Annotated in this window: 8 protein-coding genes; 1 reads left to right on the forward strand and 7 read right to left on the reverse strand. The window is 60.3% G+C overall.

The window, feature by feature from the left end:
* Window positions 1-4: 4 nt before the first annotated feature.
* The 4 genes from AB5Y90_RS09835 to AB5Y90_RS09850 form a co-directional block, all read right to left on the reverse strand.
* Window positions 5-1399, reverse strand: coding sequence for a D-arabinono-1,4-lactone oxidase (locus tag AB5Y90_RS09835; RefSeq protein WP_201952870.1), 1395 nt, complete (start codon window positions 1397-1399; stop codon window positions 5-7).
* Between the two features lie 162 nt (window positions 1400-1561).
* A complete protein-coding gene (locus AB5Y90_RS09840; protein ID WP_201952874.1) occupies window positions 1562-3148 on the reverse strand; it encodes an EAL domain-containing protein in 1587 nt (528 codons plus the stop codon).
* A 280-nt stretch (window positions 3149-3428) separates the two neighbouring features.
* Window positions 3429-6026, reverse strand: a complete 2598-nt coding sequence (gene acnB, locus AB5Y90_RS09845; RefSeq protein WP_368166842.1) for a bifunctional aconitate hydratase 2/2-methylisocitrate dehydratase — start codon at window positions 6024-6026, stop codon at window positions 3429-3431.
* Window positions 6027-6255: 229 nt separating this feature from the next.
* Window positions 6256-8517 (reverse strand): patatin-like phospholipase family protein, encoded by a 2262-nt coding sequence (locus tag AB5Y90_RS09850; protein ID WP_113740279.1) that lies wholly within the window; start codon window positions 8515-8517, stop codon window positions 6256-6258.
* A 234-nt stretch (window positions 8518-8751) separates the two neighbouring features.
* Between AB5Y90_RS09850 and AB5Y90_RS09855 the strand changes: the two genes are divergently transcribed.
* Entirely contained in the window at window positions 8752-10662 is a 1911-nt protein-coding gene (locus tag AB5Y90_RS09855) for a methyl-accepting chemotaxis protein (RefSeq protein WP_265784060.1), read from the forward strand.
* An 84-nt stretch (window positions 10663-10746) separates the two neighbouring features.
* On the opposite strand, the gene AB5Y90_RS09860 is transcribed toward AB5Y90_RS09855, so the two are convergent.
* The 3 genes from AB5Y90_RS09860 to aceF all read right to left on the reverse strand — a co-directional run bounded on the left by AB5Y90_RS09860 (window position 10747) and on the right by aceF (window position 15299).
* Window positions 10747-11709 (reverse strand): sensor domain-containing diguanylate cyclase, encoded by a 963-nt coding sequence (locus AB5Y90_RS09860; protein WP_274160610.1) that lies wholly within the window; start codon window positions 11707-11709, stop codon window positions 10747-10749.
* A gap of 124 nt (window positions 11710-11833) precedes the next feature.
* Window positions 11834-13261 (reverse strand): dihydrolipoyl dehydrogenase, encoded by a 1428-nt coding sequence (lpdA, locus tag AB5Y90_RS09865; RefSeq protein WP_005341659.1) that lies wholly within the window; start codon window positions 13259-13261, stop codon window positions 11834-11836.
* Window positions 13262-13409: 148 nt separating this feature from the next.
* Complete coding sequence (gene aceF / locus AB5Y90_RS09870; RefSeq protein WP_005336125.1) at window positions 13410-15299, reverse strand: pyruvate dehydrogenase complex dihydrolipoyllysine-residue acetyltransferase; 1890 nt, start codon at window positions 15297-15299, stop codon at window positions 13410-13412.
* Window positions 15300-15399: the final 100 nt, after the last annotated feature.

Below are 15399 nucleotides of genomic sequence, written 5' to 3' on the forward strand. Positions count from 1 at the left end.
ATCCTTACCGGTTGGCAAACAGGTCGCTGAGCCAGCGGTTTTCAAAGCGGCCGTGGGGGTCGAGCTCGGCTTTCAACGCCACGAAGTCGTTCCAGCGCGGCAGCAGGGCCGGGAAGTCATACAGCTCCATCGCCAGATGCTTGCCGAAGTGGGGAATGCCGCCAAGGGGCGCCAGCAGTTGCTGCAGCTCGCGCATCTGCTCCATGGAGCCGTTGACGAAGGTGCCGTCCGCCGCCAGATAGACCAGAAAACCGATCCAGCAGACCGGCTGGCCGTAGGCGGCACTGAGCCAGGCCTCGGAAGGACCGGTGCAACGCAGGATAAAGGGGTAGTGCAACACACCCGGATTGGCCTGCTGCCACGCTTGCAGGGTCTCCAGTGCCTCGTTCATGCGATGCAGCGGCACCGCTACCTCACAGTTGATCTGAGGTGCCGGGATCCCCTTGCAGAGAATTTGGTAGACGTTGCCCACCAGATCGGAGGCATCCTTGAAGCGGCGCACCGTCTCGAAGTGCTCCCCCGCCAGCGCCTCATCCTTGGTGTCTTTCGCCATCTTCTGCAAAGTGGCATCAATGGTGGCATTCATGCGGGCGTCGATATCGCCATCCAGCAGCAGCGGCTCGCTGCCACCTGCGCGGTAGCGGGCAACCTCCTCATCGGAGGCGGGATCCACCAGCCAGATGTGGCTCTCGCCGGTCCAGGCAAACCACCAGCTCTTCACAAAGCCGTGCTCGCGGTTGAGCCGCTCGTTGTGCTCCAGGAGGAAGGGGTAATCGGTGGTGAACTTGGTGCAGCGCATAATGCGATTGGGCACAGTGCGCAGGGTGACGTCGAGCAGGATGCCGAGCATCCCCATCCCCATCACGAAGGCCCCGAAGCGCGGGTCGGTGCGATCCACCCGGATGATGTCGCCATTGGCCAGCATCACCGTCATCGCCTCCACCGCATCGCAGAGGGCAGACTGGTGCAGCCCCTGACCGTGGGTACCTGTGCTGAGGGCGCCGCCCAGGGTCTGGATGCCGATAACGCCCGGGGATGCGGGCAGCATCCGCTCCATGGCGATCAGCTCGGCATAAACGGTATCGAGGGGCGTACCCGCCTGATAGGTCACGGTATCGGCCGTTTTCGCCAGCTGGCCGCGCAGGTGGTGCAAGTCCACCAGCAGCGCCTGACTGCCCTCGGCATAGACGCTATGGATGGGTTCAAAAGAGAGGCCGGAGCCGATAAGGCGCAGCTTGCGCTCGGGATGTTCCCGCAGCAGCATTTGCAACTCGTCGCGGCTTTTCGGGCGCCACACCTGATCCAGCGCCCCGAGGGGATTGGTTCTCGACCAGTTGAACAGCACCTCCCGATTACCGATCGCCTTGATGCTGTGAAATGCCTGGAACTGAACCGTCATACCGCGCCTCATCTTTTACTGACGTCAAAATGAGCGCCGATTCTACCGAAAAGCGAGCCGCAAGGCATGGAAAACAAGCCCCTGCACTCGAGGGGGGATAGGGATATAGCACTTCCCTACCCTGCCAGACGGGAGCGTGGCCGCCCGTCTGTCACCGATAGATCAGGTGGCGTTCGGGATGCCTCGCACCGCATCTGGCTGGCGGGTCTGTGCCTCTTCCGGCAGCAGCTCCTCGCAGAACTGGCGCAGCGGCATGGGGCGGGCAAACAGGTACCCCTGCAGATAATCGACCCCTTTGGCCCTGAGGTAGTCAGCCTGACGCTCGCTCTCCACCCCTTCCGCCACCAGCGCCAGACCGAGCCGGGTCGCCAGATCGATCACATTGTCCACGATATGCTCCGAGAGCGACTCGGTACCGATGCGGGCGATAAAGGATTTGTCGATCTTGAGGTAATCCACATGAAACTGCTGCAGGTAAGCCAGGCTGGAGTGGCCGGTGCCAAAGTCGTCGATGGCGAGTTTGACCCCCATCTCGTCCAGCTGGCGGAACAGGGAGAGGGTCTGGGGATCTGACATCAGCAGCTCCCGCTCGGTCAGTTCCAGCACCAGTACCACCTTGCCGGGAACAAAGTGACCGAGGAAGGCGCGACACTCGGCCAGCAGGGCAAAATCGTGGCAATGGGCGGCGCTGATGTTGAAGCTGATATGAAACCCATCGGGCAACTGCTCCTGAGAGCGGTTCAACCGTGTCGCCACCTGCTTCATGATATGGGTGGTCATGGGGACGATCAGTCCCGACTCCTCCGCTTGCGGAATAAAGAGATCGGGCCGGATCACCCCTTCATTGACATGCTCCCAGCGCATCAGCACCTCGGCGCCCATCATCTTGCCGTCGTGGCTGGCAATCAGCGGCTGCAGATAGGGAACAAACTCCCTGGCCCGCAGGGCTCGTCGCAACTCATCTGTTGGCGAGCCGGGCCGCCCCAGCACCCACCACACCAGCCAGGCCAGCAAAAGCGAGGAAACCGCCAGCCACGACAGCGCCACATGCCGCGCGGCCCACAGCGACTTCCAGTAGACCGGCATGGCATAACCGGCATGGATGGTGAAAGGATAATGGGATGAGGTGAGGGCCTGGCTGATCCCGCGATGGAGGGTGGGCGCCTCGCTCAGATAGCGGCCAGACTCATTGAGCCAGGCCGATCCCACCTGAAGATAGAGCGCACTGGATTTTCCGCTCATGGAGAGCATGAAGCTGAGCTGGGTACTGTCGATGGCACTCAAGGCGGCATCCTTGCCCTGCTCGGTGCGCACCACCAGCAGCGGGTGATTTTGCCGCACCCGGTTGCCACTCATCAGCAGCAGCTTGCGGTCGGTGTAAATGGAGCCGTCATCGGCATCATTGGCCTCACCAAACAGCGAGGTGCAATTGATGATGCCGTTTCGCACCAGATTGACCGAACGCAGGAAGGGCTCGATGGCGACCTTCTTGCGCAGCACCAGCAGGTTGTCGCGACAGGGAGCATTCACCAGAGGCAGCACGGAGCGATTGGCCTGCTCCGCATGATCCAGCATCGACTCCATCAGGGTTCTGGCCTTGTGGGCCGAGGCGCTGGATTCCGCTTTCAGCTCCTGCACATAATTGCTGTGGATGAGCCAAGCTCCCACCAGCAGCGGCAGGGTAAAGACCAGCAAGGCACCGCCGAAGCGTAACCCGGTTCGGGAGAGATCGATCCTGAACAGAAACATAAAGAACCACGCCGCAATTCGTCAGGCCTGCCAACGCAAGCACCCAGTGAACAGATATCCACTTTCCCTCGATAACGAGGCCTCATCATTACCGCACATAACCGAACAACATAACCCAAAGCGTTTATAAAACGAACCACCAAACAGGTGGTTGGATCTCTCTAGCAAGGATCGTGCAAACAATCTTCAAAAAAGACGGTGAATAGCACACAAATAAATAATGCCGCGTAAATACGCGGCATTATTGGCTTCTTATCGCGCAAATCGCGCAAGAACTCCGTTAAACGGCTTGTTGCAGGATCACCGCATCGGCCTTCTTGGTGTAGGAGGCGATCTCGTTGAAGTTGAGGTAGCGGTAAGTATCTGCCGCAGTGGCATCAAGCGCCTTGGCGTATTGCAGGTACTCCGCCACGGTCGGGATCTTGCCGAGGATGGCGGCAACGGCGGCCAGCTCCGCAGAGGCCAGATAGACGTTGGCACCTTTACCCAGACGGTTCGGGAAGTTACGGGTGGAGGTGGAGACCACCGAGGCCCCTTCCGCTACCCGCGCCTGGTTGCCCATGCACAGGGAACAGCCCGGGATCTCGATGCGGGCACCGACGCGACCAAAAATGCCGTAGTAGCCCTCTTCAGTCAGCTGATCCTTGTCCATCTTGGTGGGCGGTGCGATCCACATGCGGGTCGGCAGCTCGCCCTGATACTTCTCGAGCAGTTTGCCGGCGGCGCGGAAGTGACCGATGTTGGTCATGCAGGAACCGATGAACACCTCGTCGATCTTGTCGCCAGCCACGTCGCTCAGCAGACGGGCATCGTCCGGATCGTTCGGCGCACAGAGGATTGGCTCCTTGATGGTGGCCAGATCGATCTCGATGATTTCGGCGTACTCGGCATCCTTGTCCGCTTCCATCAGGGTCGGGTTGGCCAGCCACTCTTCCATCCCCTTGATGCGACGGGTGATGGTGCGTACGTCGCCGTAGCCTTCGGAGAGCATCCATTTCAGCATCACGATGTTGGACTTCAGATACTCGATGATCGGCTCTTTATCCAGCTTGATGGTGCAACCGGCAGCGGAACGCTCGGCGCTGGCATCAGCCAGTTCGAACGCCTGCTCCACCTTCAGGGTCGGCAGACCTTCGATCTCGAGGATGCGGCCGGAGAAGATGTTCTTCTTGCCCGCTTTCTCGACGGTCAGCAGCCCTTTCTGGATGGCGGCGTAGGGAATGGCATGAACCAGATCACGCAGGGTGATGCCCGGTTGCAGTTCGCCCTTGAAGCGCACCAGCACGGACTCCGGCATATCCAGTGGCATCACGCCGGTAGCAGCGGCGAAGGCCACCAGACCGGAGCCCGCCGGGAAGGAGATGCCGATGGGGAAACGGGTGTGGGAATCACCACCGGTACCCACGGTATCCGGCAGCAGCATGCGGTTCAGCCAGGAGTGGATGACGCCGTCACCCGGACGCAAGCTCACGCCGCCGCGGTTCATGATGAAGTCCGGCAGGGTGTGGTGGGTCTGTACGTCGATGGGCTTCGGATAAGCGGCGGTGTGGCAGAAGGACTGCATGGTCAGATCGGCGGAGAAGCCGAGGCAGGCCAGATCTTTCAGCTCGTCGCGGGTCATCGGGCCCGTGGTGTCCTGAGAGCCGACCGTGGTCATCTTGGGCTCGCAGTAAGTGCCCGGGCGAATGCCCTTCACGCCGCACGCCTTGCCCACCATCTTCTGGGCCAGGGTGAAGCCTTTACCGGTATCGGCCACCGGCTGCGGGCGACAGAATACGGTGGAGAACGGCAGACCCAGTGCTTCGCGGGCCTTGTCAGTGAGGCCGCGACCGATGATCAGCGGAATACGGCCACCGGCGCGTACTTCGTCGATCAGCACGTCGGTTTTCAGTTCAAACTGCGCCAGCACCTGTTCGGTGCCGTGTTTGCAGATCTTGCCGGCATAGGGGTAGATGTCGATCACATCGCCCATTTCCAGCTTGGAGACGTCCACTTCGATAGGCAGTGCGCCGGCATCTTCCATGGTGTTGAAGAAGATCGGGGCAATCTTGCCACCCAGACAGACACCGCCAGCGCGCTTGTTCGGCACGAACGGAATGTCGTCGCCCATAAACCAGAGCACCGAGTTGGTGGCGGATTTACGGGAAGATCCGGTACCGACCACGTCACCCACATAGGCCAACGGGAAACCTTTCTCTTTCAGGGCATCGATGGTCTTGATGGGGCCGACGGCGCCATCCTTGTCCGGGGTAATGCCGGGACGGGCGTTTTTCAGCATCGCCAGCGCGTGCAGCGGAATGTCCGGGCGGGACCAGGCGTCCGGTGCCGGAGAGAGGTCGTCGGTGTTGGTTTCGCCGGTCACCTTGAACACGGTGACGGTGATCTTCTCGGCCAGCTCCGGGCGGGAGAGGAACCATTCGGCATCAGCCCAGGATTGCATCACCTGTTTGGCGTGGGCATTGCCCGCCTTGGCCTTCTCCTCCACGTCGTGGAAGGAGTCAAACATCAGCAGGGTGTGGGAGAGCCCCTTGGCGGCAAGCGGCGCCAGAGTGGCATGATCCAGCAGGTCGATCAGCGGTTGAATGTTGTAACCACCCTGCATGGTGCCCAGCAGTTCAACGGCTTCGGCGGCAGTCAGGATGGGAGAGTGGGCTTCGCCCTTGGCGACGGCGGTGAGGAAACCGGCTTTGACATAGGCCGCTTCATCAACACCGGGGGGAATACGGGAGGACAACAGCTCTTTCAGAAAGTCTTCTTCGCCAGCGGGCGGGTTCTTGAGCAGCTCAACCAGGGCGGCGACCTGCTCTGCATCCAGAGGTTTGGCAACCACGCCCTCGGCGGCACGTTCTGCGACGTGTTTACGGTATGTTTCAAGCACGACTAATTCCTCTTTGGTCTTTTTTTGGGGTTCGCCCACGCTCGCGGCGATCGTCCTTGCGGGACACCCCGTAGGGTGCTCCCCACTATATAAGTTTTAACGACTAATTAAAATCCAAACCCTGTTTACTTATTCACCACAAAATCGTAACCAATTAAACAGACTGGTATTTTTTGAAAATTAATTGAGCGCCCTCAACCAGAGTTAACAAATTGGCATCATTTCAGCATTATTCGAACGTACTGCCCAATTGCAGATAGAAGACGTCATTGCCCCCCTCCGCCATGCCGTAGCCGAGGAACACAGGGCCGAGGAAGCTCTCCACCCCGACATAAAGCGAACCGGCGGTGAAGGAGCTCTCCAGACTGATATCCTCACCCTTGTTCCAGACCCCGCCCTGCTCCAGAGATCCACCCAGATAGAGCGGCATCTTGAGGGCACCGAAGTCGTTGTCCGCCACCCGATAGATGTAGCGCAGGCCACCAAACAGGCTATAGCGACCGCTCAGCTGGTAGCGTTGGAAACCGGAGAGGCGGAACAGCCCGCCCAGATCCTGAATATGCAGCGGCACCACCTCTTCACTGCCCGAGCCACCCCCTTCGAGGATCAGGTTGAGGCTGTGCCTGTCCCATGACCAGGGCTTGATCATGGAGAGCTGATAATTCCAGCCTTCACTGCGCCCATCTGCCGACTCGAGCCCATCCACACTGACGTGGGAGTGGCCCAGTTTCATGTCCCATTTCACCCCCTGATAGGGGAAATAGCGGCTATCCAGGTTGTCGTGTTCAAAGCGGACATAGGGGCCCCACGCCGTGGCATCCATCTCCAGCCCCTTGAAGTTCTTCACATCAATCGTGCCCAGTTGTCCCTCCAGTCCCATCGACAACCGGCTCCAGGGCTGGCGGTTCCAGCCCACCGCCAGATCACCGCTGAAGAAGGAGTATTCGGAGTCGAGATAGCTTATCGAAACCGCCTCGGGATCCGGATTGGGGAAAAACAGGCGGCGCAGGGTCTGGTCATAGGCCAGACTCGCCTCACCATAGAAGGTCTGGGAGGGTTCGAGCGGGGTATAGAAGTCTGTCTTGATATGTTTGGCCGTGCCCAGCGACGCCTCGGTCAGCCACTCGGCACCCCACTCGTTGACGTTGGTGAGGGTATAGGACATGCCGACGTTGTAGTTGGAGGTGTTCTCGAAGTCATCGGTGAAACCGAACTGGAAGTTGAGGTAGCCCGGCCCCCAGTTCTTCTCGCTGGCGTCCACCAGCAGCACATTCTCCCCGTCACGCTCCTCCACCTCGTAGGTGATGCGGTCAAAGGACTCAAGGGCATAGAGGCGGCGAATGCCCGCTTCCAGACTCTCGTTGGTCTGTACCTTGTCCGGCCGCACTTTCAGCATGGCGCGCACCGTCTCGTCGGAGAGGCGCGACTTGTTGATGATCTCCACCTTGTCGATGAAGTAGGCGGGCTGACCGCTACGCTCGGCACGGCGGCTCAGCTTCTGGTTGCGATAGGCGTTGTACTGCGCCTTGGTGAGCGACAGCTTATCGAGTTGCAGCGACACCTTGTCAGCCGCCGTCTCACCGATCTTGATCCCCTCCGGCATCCGGGCAAAGTCGGCGATCCCCATATCGCCAAACTCGGGGGCGATCAGAATATCCTTCGGTCCCATCAGCGCCTTCTGCTTGTCGGTGCCCACCTGGGTCATGTAGGTGGTGAGCTGGTCAATCATGGCCAACCCTGACTTGAGGGACTCCCGGGTACGCAGCTTGGCACTGATATCCACCGCGATCACCACGTCGGCCCCCATCGCCTTGGCGACATCCACCGGCATGTTGTTGACGCTGCCGCCGTCCGCCAGGATGTGCCCCTCCCACTCCACCGGCTTGAGGGCGCCGGGAATAGACATAGAGGCCTGCATCGCCTTGGCCAGGCTGCCGTGATCGAGCACGAAGGGGGTGACCGTCTCCATGTCGGTCGCCATGGCGCGGTAGGGAATGGGGAGATCATCGAAACTCGCCTGCACCGGCAAGTTGGAGGTGGCCCCCCGCAGCAGGCTGGCCATGGATTGGCCCTGGAAGAAACCGTCCGGTAGCTGGGTGGTGTCACCATTCACCCCTATGTCGGTGCGCAGTTGGTACTGCTCGTTCTGCTGCTTTTTGCGCAGCGACAGCTCGTCGCGGCCAACCTTGTCCTGATACCCCTTGTTCCAGTCGATGGCCAAAGTGGTGCGCTCCACCTCCTCGGCACTGAGCCCCATGGCATACATCCCCGCCACATAAGAGCCCATGCTGGTACCGACTATGATGTCGACCGGAATCCGTTTCTGCTCCAGCACCTTGAGGATGCCGATATGGGCAGAGCCCTTGGCGCCGCCGCCGCTGAGCACCACCGCAATTTTCGGGCGATCCCCCTGTGCCGCCACAGCCAGCAGCGGCATCGCCGCCAGCATCACCAAAAGCAGACGGGTCCATCCCGCACCTAAGCTGCGCATCATATTTTCCATATTATTCAGAGGGTCAGTCACCAAGGATGGCCTCTACTATAAGGGGCCCGGCAGTTAGCGCAACCGTCAATCCGCATCCCGCCTGTGCTGCATGGCGAAGGGGTACGCCGCCGCCCCTGTGAGCGCAAACGTAATCCGCAAATAAATGGCTGCAAGCCTCATGGGTAGCGCCGCGCTGCCGCTAATATGAGCGTCGTCAATCTCAACCTTTTGAGCACCTTTATGCTGGCAACCCTCACTCTTAAACAGAAAATACTGGCCACTGTCACCCTGGCCGTGGTCGTCTCCTGCCTGCTGGTAGGCTACTTCAGTCAACGCTCGGCCCAGCAACTGATCGAAAACCGGATGTTCGAGCAGGAGCTCCCCAACCTGACCCAGCGGATCAGCAAGGAGATTGAGCAGGATCTCCACGGCATCGCCCAGGCAGCCCGCCAACTGGCCACCGACCGCTTCATCCTCGACTGGGTGGATCGGGGCATGCCCAAAGAGCAGGAGCCGATCCTCATCAACCAGCTCAAGGATGTGGCCAATCAGTATGGTCTGGTGACCGCCTCCTTCGCCGATCGCCAGACCGCTGCCTACTACAACCAGGATGGCTTTCTGCGCAACCTGACCCCCACGCAAGACGCCTGGTTCTATGACTACACCAAGAGCCAGAAGGAGATGACCCTCAGCATCTTCCGCGAGAGCAACGGCGAGGTGAAGCTGTTCGTCAACTTCCAGCAGCTCAACGGGCGCGGGCTGGCCGGCTTTGCCAAATCCCTCGACACCATGGTGACCATGGTCTCCAACTTCCGGCTGGAAGAGAGCGGCATCGTCTTCATGGTCGATGGCAGCGGCAAGGTGAAGCTGCACCCCGAGGCCAACCGCATCGAGCGTGATACGCTTGGCAACATTGCCAGCGGTGATACCGGCAGCCTGCTGGCCAAACGCCCCTTTGCCGTCATCAACGCCGAGGTAAATGGCGAGCCCATGGTACTGGCCAGCAGCTATATCCCGCTGCTCGACTGGTATCTGGTGGCCCAGGTGCCGCAAGCCGAGATCTATGCCGAGCTGGATCAGACCCGCAACGAGATCCTGATGATCTCGCTGGTGATTGCGCTGGCCATGGGGCTGATGGGGATGCTGCTGGCAGGCTCGGTCAGCCGCCCGCTCAACGAGCTGGCCCGCCTGTTCAAGGAGCTGGGCAGCGGCGATGGGGATCTTACCCAGCGCCTGAAAGTGGAGGGGCGTGACGAACTGAGTCAGGTCGCCACCGGCTTCAACAACTTCGTCGCCAAGATCCACGGCTCCATCGAGCAGGTGGCGGAGAACTCCCGCCAGCTCGCAGCCACCGCCAACGAGGTGGCCAACAAGGCGCAGCTGACCCAGCACAACTGTACTGCCCAGCGTGACCGCACTGTGCAGGTGGCCACCGCCATCCACGAAATGGGGGCCACGGTGAGCGAGATCGCCGGTAACGCTTCGCTGGCAGCCGAAGTAGCCAGACAGGCCAACGATCAGGCCGATGCGGGTGCGGTAGTGGTGGCGCAGGCACGCCACGGCATCGTCGACCTCTCCGGCGAGATTGAGCAGGTGGCAGGGGTTATCGAGTCGCTGGCCAGCCAGACCGACTCCATCGGTAGCATCCTCGAAACCATCCGCAGCATCTCGGAGCAGACCAACCTGCTGGCATTGAACGCCGCCATCGAGGCCGCTCGCGCCGGTGAACAGGGTCGCGGTTTCGCCGTGGTGGCAGATGAGGTGCGCAATCTGGCCAACCGCTCCGCCGCCTCGACCGCCGAGATCCAGGGGATGATCAACCGCTTGCAGGAGCAGAGTGCCCGCGCTGTCAGCGCCATGGCGCAGGGGCGTAACCAAAGTCTGGAGGTGGTGAGCCAGGCCGATGAGGCCAACGCCGCCCTCGGCCAGATCACCGCCCACATCACCCAGATCAACGACATGAATATCCAGGTCGCCACCGCCACCGAGGAGCAGTCCAGTGTGGTCGGCGAGATCAACCGCAACGTGGAAGATATCAACCAGCTCACCATGGAGACCGCCGATATCGCCCACCAGCTGACCGAATCGAGCCGCAGCCTGCAGCAGCTCTCCGGTCATCTGGACAAGCTGGTTGGCAACTTCCGACTCTGACCCAGGCCTTGACCTAAGCCATCAACAACAGAGAGCGCCGTGGCGCTCTCTGTTGTTTTGGTGGCGGCTAATCCGGCATAGCAGTCAGCCCTTGCCATCCCGTTTGCGCTGATACATCAGCTCATCCGCGCGGGTGAGCAGCTCGGCCAGAGAGGCACAGCCGTGCCCGTCATAGCAGACAATCCCGGTGCTGCAGGTCAGCGCATAGCCGCAACCACTGTGCTGATTGTGCTCGGCCAACATGGCATTGAAACGCTCATAGGCCAGTTGCGCCTGCGCCTCCACCACATTGGGCAGCAGGACGGCGAACTCATCGCCGCCCATGCGGGCAAACACATCGGCGCCACGAAAAGCCAGCTTGAGCAGAGTGGCAAAGGCGATCAGGGCCCGATCCCCTTCTGCATGCCCCCACCGATCGTTGATCCCCTTGAAGCCATTGAGATCCAGATAGAGCAGTGCCAGTGGTATCTGCAAGCGACTGGCCAGCGAGAGGCTCTTCTCCGCCAGCATCACGAACCCGCGCCGATTGGAGATCAGGGTCAACTCATCAATGGTGGCCAGCTGCACCGCTTCTAGCTCCCGCACCACCATCGCCGCCAGATCCTTGAGCAGCCCCACATCCTCGTCGCTCAATTCCCGCGGCACCGTATCGATGATGCAGAGCGTCCCCAGTTTGCAGCCGTTGGCGATCCGCAGTGGCTGTCCGGCATAGAAGCGGATGCCGGGCCCGCCCACCACCAGCGGATTGTCGGCAAAGCGGGGATCCTGCGAAGCATCCGGCACGATAAAGGTCTCATTGCCCATGATGGCGTGGCCACAGAACGAAATGTCACGGGCGGTCTCGCGGACCTCCAGTCCGATACAGGATTTGAACCACTGGCGATCTTCATCCACCAGACTTACCAGCGCGATGGGGACATTGAACAGCCGTCGGGCCATGCGGGTCAGCCGATCAAACCGCTCCTCGGCCTCGGAATCCAGCAAAGAGAGCCGCCGCAGGGTCTCCAACCGCAATACCTCATCGGGTGGAATGGGTGCTTCTAGCATCGTGCCTCTCTCATCTGTGCCAAAACCTATCTTTAGCATATTGGGCTTTGTCGAAGTCGGGGCAGCAAGGAGAAAACAAAAAGCCGCTCATTGGAGCGGCTTTTTAGACAAGCGGGGAAGAAAATTACTTTTTCTTCTTGGCCTTGGCGTTCGGCAGGTCGGTGATGGAGCCTTCGAACACTTCGGCAGCCAGACCCACGGACTCGTGCAGAGTCGGGTGAGCGTGGATGGTCAGCGCGATATCTTCGGCGTCCGCACCCATTTCGATGGCCAGACCGATTTCACCCAGCAGTTCACCACCGTTGGTACCGACGATGGCACCACCGATGACGCGGCCGCTCTCCTTGTCGAAGATCAGCTTGGTCATACCGTCGGAGCAGTCGGACGCAATGGCGCGGCCGGAAGCAGCCCACGGGAAGGTGGCGACTTCGAAGTTCAGGCCCTGTTGCTTGGCTTCCTTCTCGGTCAGACCAACCCATGCCATCTCTGGCTCGGTGTAGGCGATGGACGGGATCACTTTCGGGTCGAAGTAGTGCTTCTTGCCGGCGATAACTTCGGCGGCAACGTGACCTTCGTGAACACCTTTGTGTGCCAGCATCGGCTGGCCAACGATGTCACCGATGGCGTGGATGTGCGCCACGTTGGTACGCAGCTGCTTGTCCACCTCGATGAAACCGCGCTCGGTCACGGCAACGCCTGCCTTCTCGGCATCCAGCATCTTGCCGTTCGGCACACGACCTACGGCAACCAGCACGTTGTCGTAACGAACCGGCTCGGCCGGAGCGTGCTTGCCTTCATAGGAGACATACAGGCCGTCTTCGCGCGCTTCAACTGCGGTGACCTTGGTCTCCAGCATGATGTTGAACTTCTTGGCGACGCGCTTGGTATAGATCTTGACGATATCTTTGTCGGCAGCCGGAACCAGCTGGTCGGCAAATTCCACCACATCGATCTCGGAACCCAGAGAGGAGTAAACGGTACCCATCTCCAGACCGATGATGCCGCCACCGATAACCAGCAGTTTGCCGGGAACGGTTTTCAGCTCCAGCGCATCGGTAGAGTCCCATACGCGCGGGTCATCGTGGGGGATGAACGGCAGCTTCACCGGACGGGAACCGGCCGCGATGATGGCGTTGTCGAAGGTCACGGTAGTCTTGCCGTCTTCCCCGGTCACTTCGAGCGTGTTCGGGCCGGTAAATTTACCCAAGCCGTTAACAACCTGAACTTTACGCATCTTGGCCATGCCAGCCAGACCGCCGGTCAGCTGGTTGATAACCTTCTCTTTCCACAGACGGATCTTGTCGATGTCGGTCTGCGGGGCACCGAAGACGATGCCGTGCTCGGCCAGCGCCTTGGCTTCTTCAATCACTTTGGCAACGTGCAGCAGCGCCTTGGAGGGGATGCAGCCCACGTTCAGGCAGACGCCACCCAGGGTGGAGTAACGCTCGACGATAATAGTATCCAGACCCAGATCGGCTGCACGGAAAGCAGCGGAATAACCGGCAGGGCCAGCACCCAGTACTACGACCTGGGTTTTGATTTCTTTACTCATCATGACCTCTTTGTCGTTCTTATATCCCCGGACAGCGCAGTCTTATACCGAAACGGGTGGCTGCAGCCGTGAAAAAAACGGGGCAAGTTTACGATCATGTTAATGAAATGAGAAGTAAAAAGGGCAGGCTCTGGGCCCGCCCTCTCACTTACAGGACCAGTCGACGAATGTCGGACAGCACGCCGTTCATGGTGGTGATGAAGCGAGCCCCATCAGCACCATCGATCACGCGGTGGTCGTAGCTCAGAGCCAGCGGCAGCATCAGGCGCGGCGCGAACTCTTTACCGTTCCACTTCGGCTTCATCTCGGACTTGGAAACACCGAGGATGGCCACTTCCGGCGCGTTGACGATCGGGGTAAAGCTGGTACCGCCGATGCCACCCAGGCTGGAGATGGTGAAGCAACCGCCCTGCATGTCGGCAGCGGTCAGCTTGCCGGCACGGGCCTTCTTGGAGATCTCGGCCAGGTCGCGAGACAGCTCCATGATGCCCTTCTTGTTCACATCGCGCACCACGGGCACAACCAGACCGTTGGGGGTATCTACCGCCACACCGATGTGGATGTACTTCTTCATGATCAGCTTGCTGCCATCTTCGGACAGGGAGCTGCAGAAGCGCGGGTGGGCTTCCAGCGCCTTGGCGGCGGCTTTCAGGATGAACACCAGCGGGGTGATCTTCACGTCGGCCTTCTGCTTCTCGAGCATCGCGTTCTGCTCTTTGCGGAACGCTTCCAGCTCGGTGGTATCGGCTTCGTCGAACTGGGTGACATGAGGAATCATGACCCAGTTGCGGTGCAGGTTCGGACCGGAGATCTTCTGGATGCGGGTCAGCTCGACCTCTTCCACATCACCGAACTTGCTGAAGTCTACTTTCGGCCACGGCAGTACGCCCAGACCGTTACCACCGGCTACGCCAGCAGAGGCAGGAGCGGACTCGGCACGCTTGATGGCATCCTTCACGTAGGCTTGCACGTCTTCTTTGACGATACGGCCCTTGCGACCGGAGGCTTTCACCTTGGCCAGGTTGACGCCGAACTCGCGCGCCAGACGGCGTACCGCCGGAGAGGCGTGTACATAAGCGTCGTTGGCAACGAAATCGGTCGCAGCGGCAGCAGCCTGGGCAACCGGAGCCGGAGCAGCGGCAACAGGGGCTGCAGCGACCGGAGCGGCAGCTTGAGCAACCGGCGCGGCGGCAGGAGCAGCACCAGCCACTTCGAAGACCATGATCAGGGAACCGGTGGAGACCTTGTCACCCGCCTTCACCTTGATCTCTTTGACCACACCGGCGAACGGCGCAGGCACTTCCATGGAGGCCTTGTCACCTTCCACGGCGATCAGGGACTGGTCGGCTTCAACCTTGTCACCCACAGCAACCATGATCTCGGTGACTTCCACTTCGTCGCCACCGATATCCGGTACGTTGACCTCTTTGGCAGCAGCGGCAACCGGGGCAGCAGCCACGGGCGCGGCAGCTTGAGCCGGAGCAGCAACGGCAGCAGGCGCAGCGCCAGCCACTTCAAATACCATCACCAGAGAACCGGTAGAAACCTTGGCGCCAGCGGCAACCTTGATCTCGACTACGCGGCCTGCGAACGGTGCAGGTACTTCCATGGAGGCCTTGTCACCTTCCACGGCAATGATGGACTGGTCAGCTTCTACCATGTCGCCCACGGCAACCATGATTTCAGTCACGTCCACTTCGTCGTCACCGATATCCGGTACGTGCACATCTTTGCGCACGGCAGCGGCAGGTGCGGCGGCCGGAGCAGCAGCAACCGGTGCAGCTACTTCAGCAGGGGCGGCAGCGCCTTCGGCTTCGAAGATCATGATCTGGGAACCGGTGGCAACCTTGTCGCCCACCTTGATCAGGATCTCTTTCACGATACCGGCGGACGGGGCCGGCACTTCCATGGAGGCCTTGTCGCCTTCTACCGCGATGATGGACTGGTCCAGCTCGACCTTGTCACCCACGGCCACCATGATCTCGGTGACTTCAACTTCATCGGCGCCGATATCCGGCACCATAATCTGTTTGGACATTGTGCTTTATCCTCTTGCGTCGATCCGCGTGACTGGCTGATGCCGCCACGCACATCTCGCGTTAACCGTTTTAAATCCTGGCAGGGTCGCGCCGTCATAC

Origin of the sequence: Aeromonas sp. R4-1, assembly GCF_040908325.1 — a bacterium.
In the GTDB taxonomy this organism is placed as follows: Bacteria; Pseudomonadota; Gammaproteobacteria; order Enterobacterales; family Aeromonadaceae; genus Aeromonas; species Aeromonas veronii.

Coding starts and splice junctions, on each gene's coding strand:
- AB5Y90_RS09840 (WP_201952874.1), bottom strand. CDS start 3,148: ATGTTTCTGTTCAGGATCGATCTCTCCCGAACCGGGTTACGCTTCGGC.
- AB5Y90_RS09835 (WP_201952870.1), bottom strand. CDS start 1,399: ATGACGGTTCAGTTCCAGGCATTTCACAGCATCAAGGCGATCGGTAAT.
- AB5Y90_RS09860 (WP_274160610.1), bottom strand. CDS start 11,709: ATGCTAGAAGCACCCATTCCACCCGATGAGGTATTGCGGTTGGAGACC.
- AB5Y90_RS09855 (WP_265784060.1), top strand. CDS start 8,752: ATGCTGGCAACCCTCACTCTTAAACAGAAAATACTGGCCACTGTCACC.
- AB5Y90_RS09850 (WP_113740279.1), bottom strand. CDS start 8,517: ATGCGCAGCTTAGGTGCGGGATGGACCCGTCTGCTTTTGGTGATGCTG.
- lpdA (WP_005341659.1), bottom strand. CDS start 13,261: ATGAGTAAAGAAATCAAAACCCAGGTCGTAGTACTGGGTGCTGGCCCT.
- aceF (WP_005336125.1), bottom strand. CDS start 15,299: ATGTCCAAACAGATTATGGTGCCGGATATCGGCGCCGATGAAGTTGAA.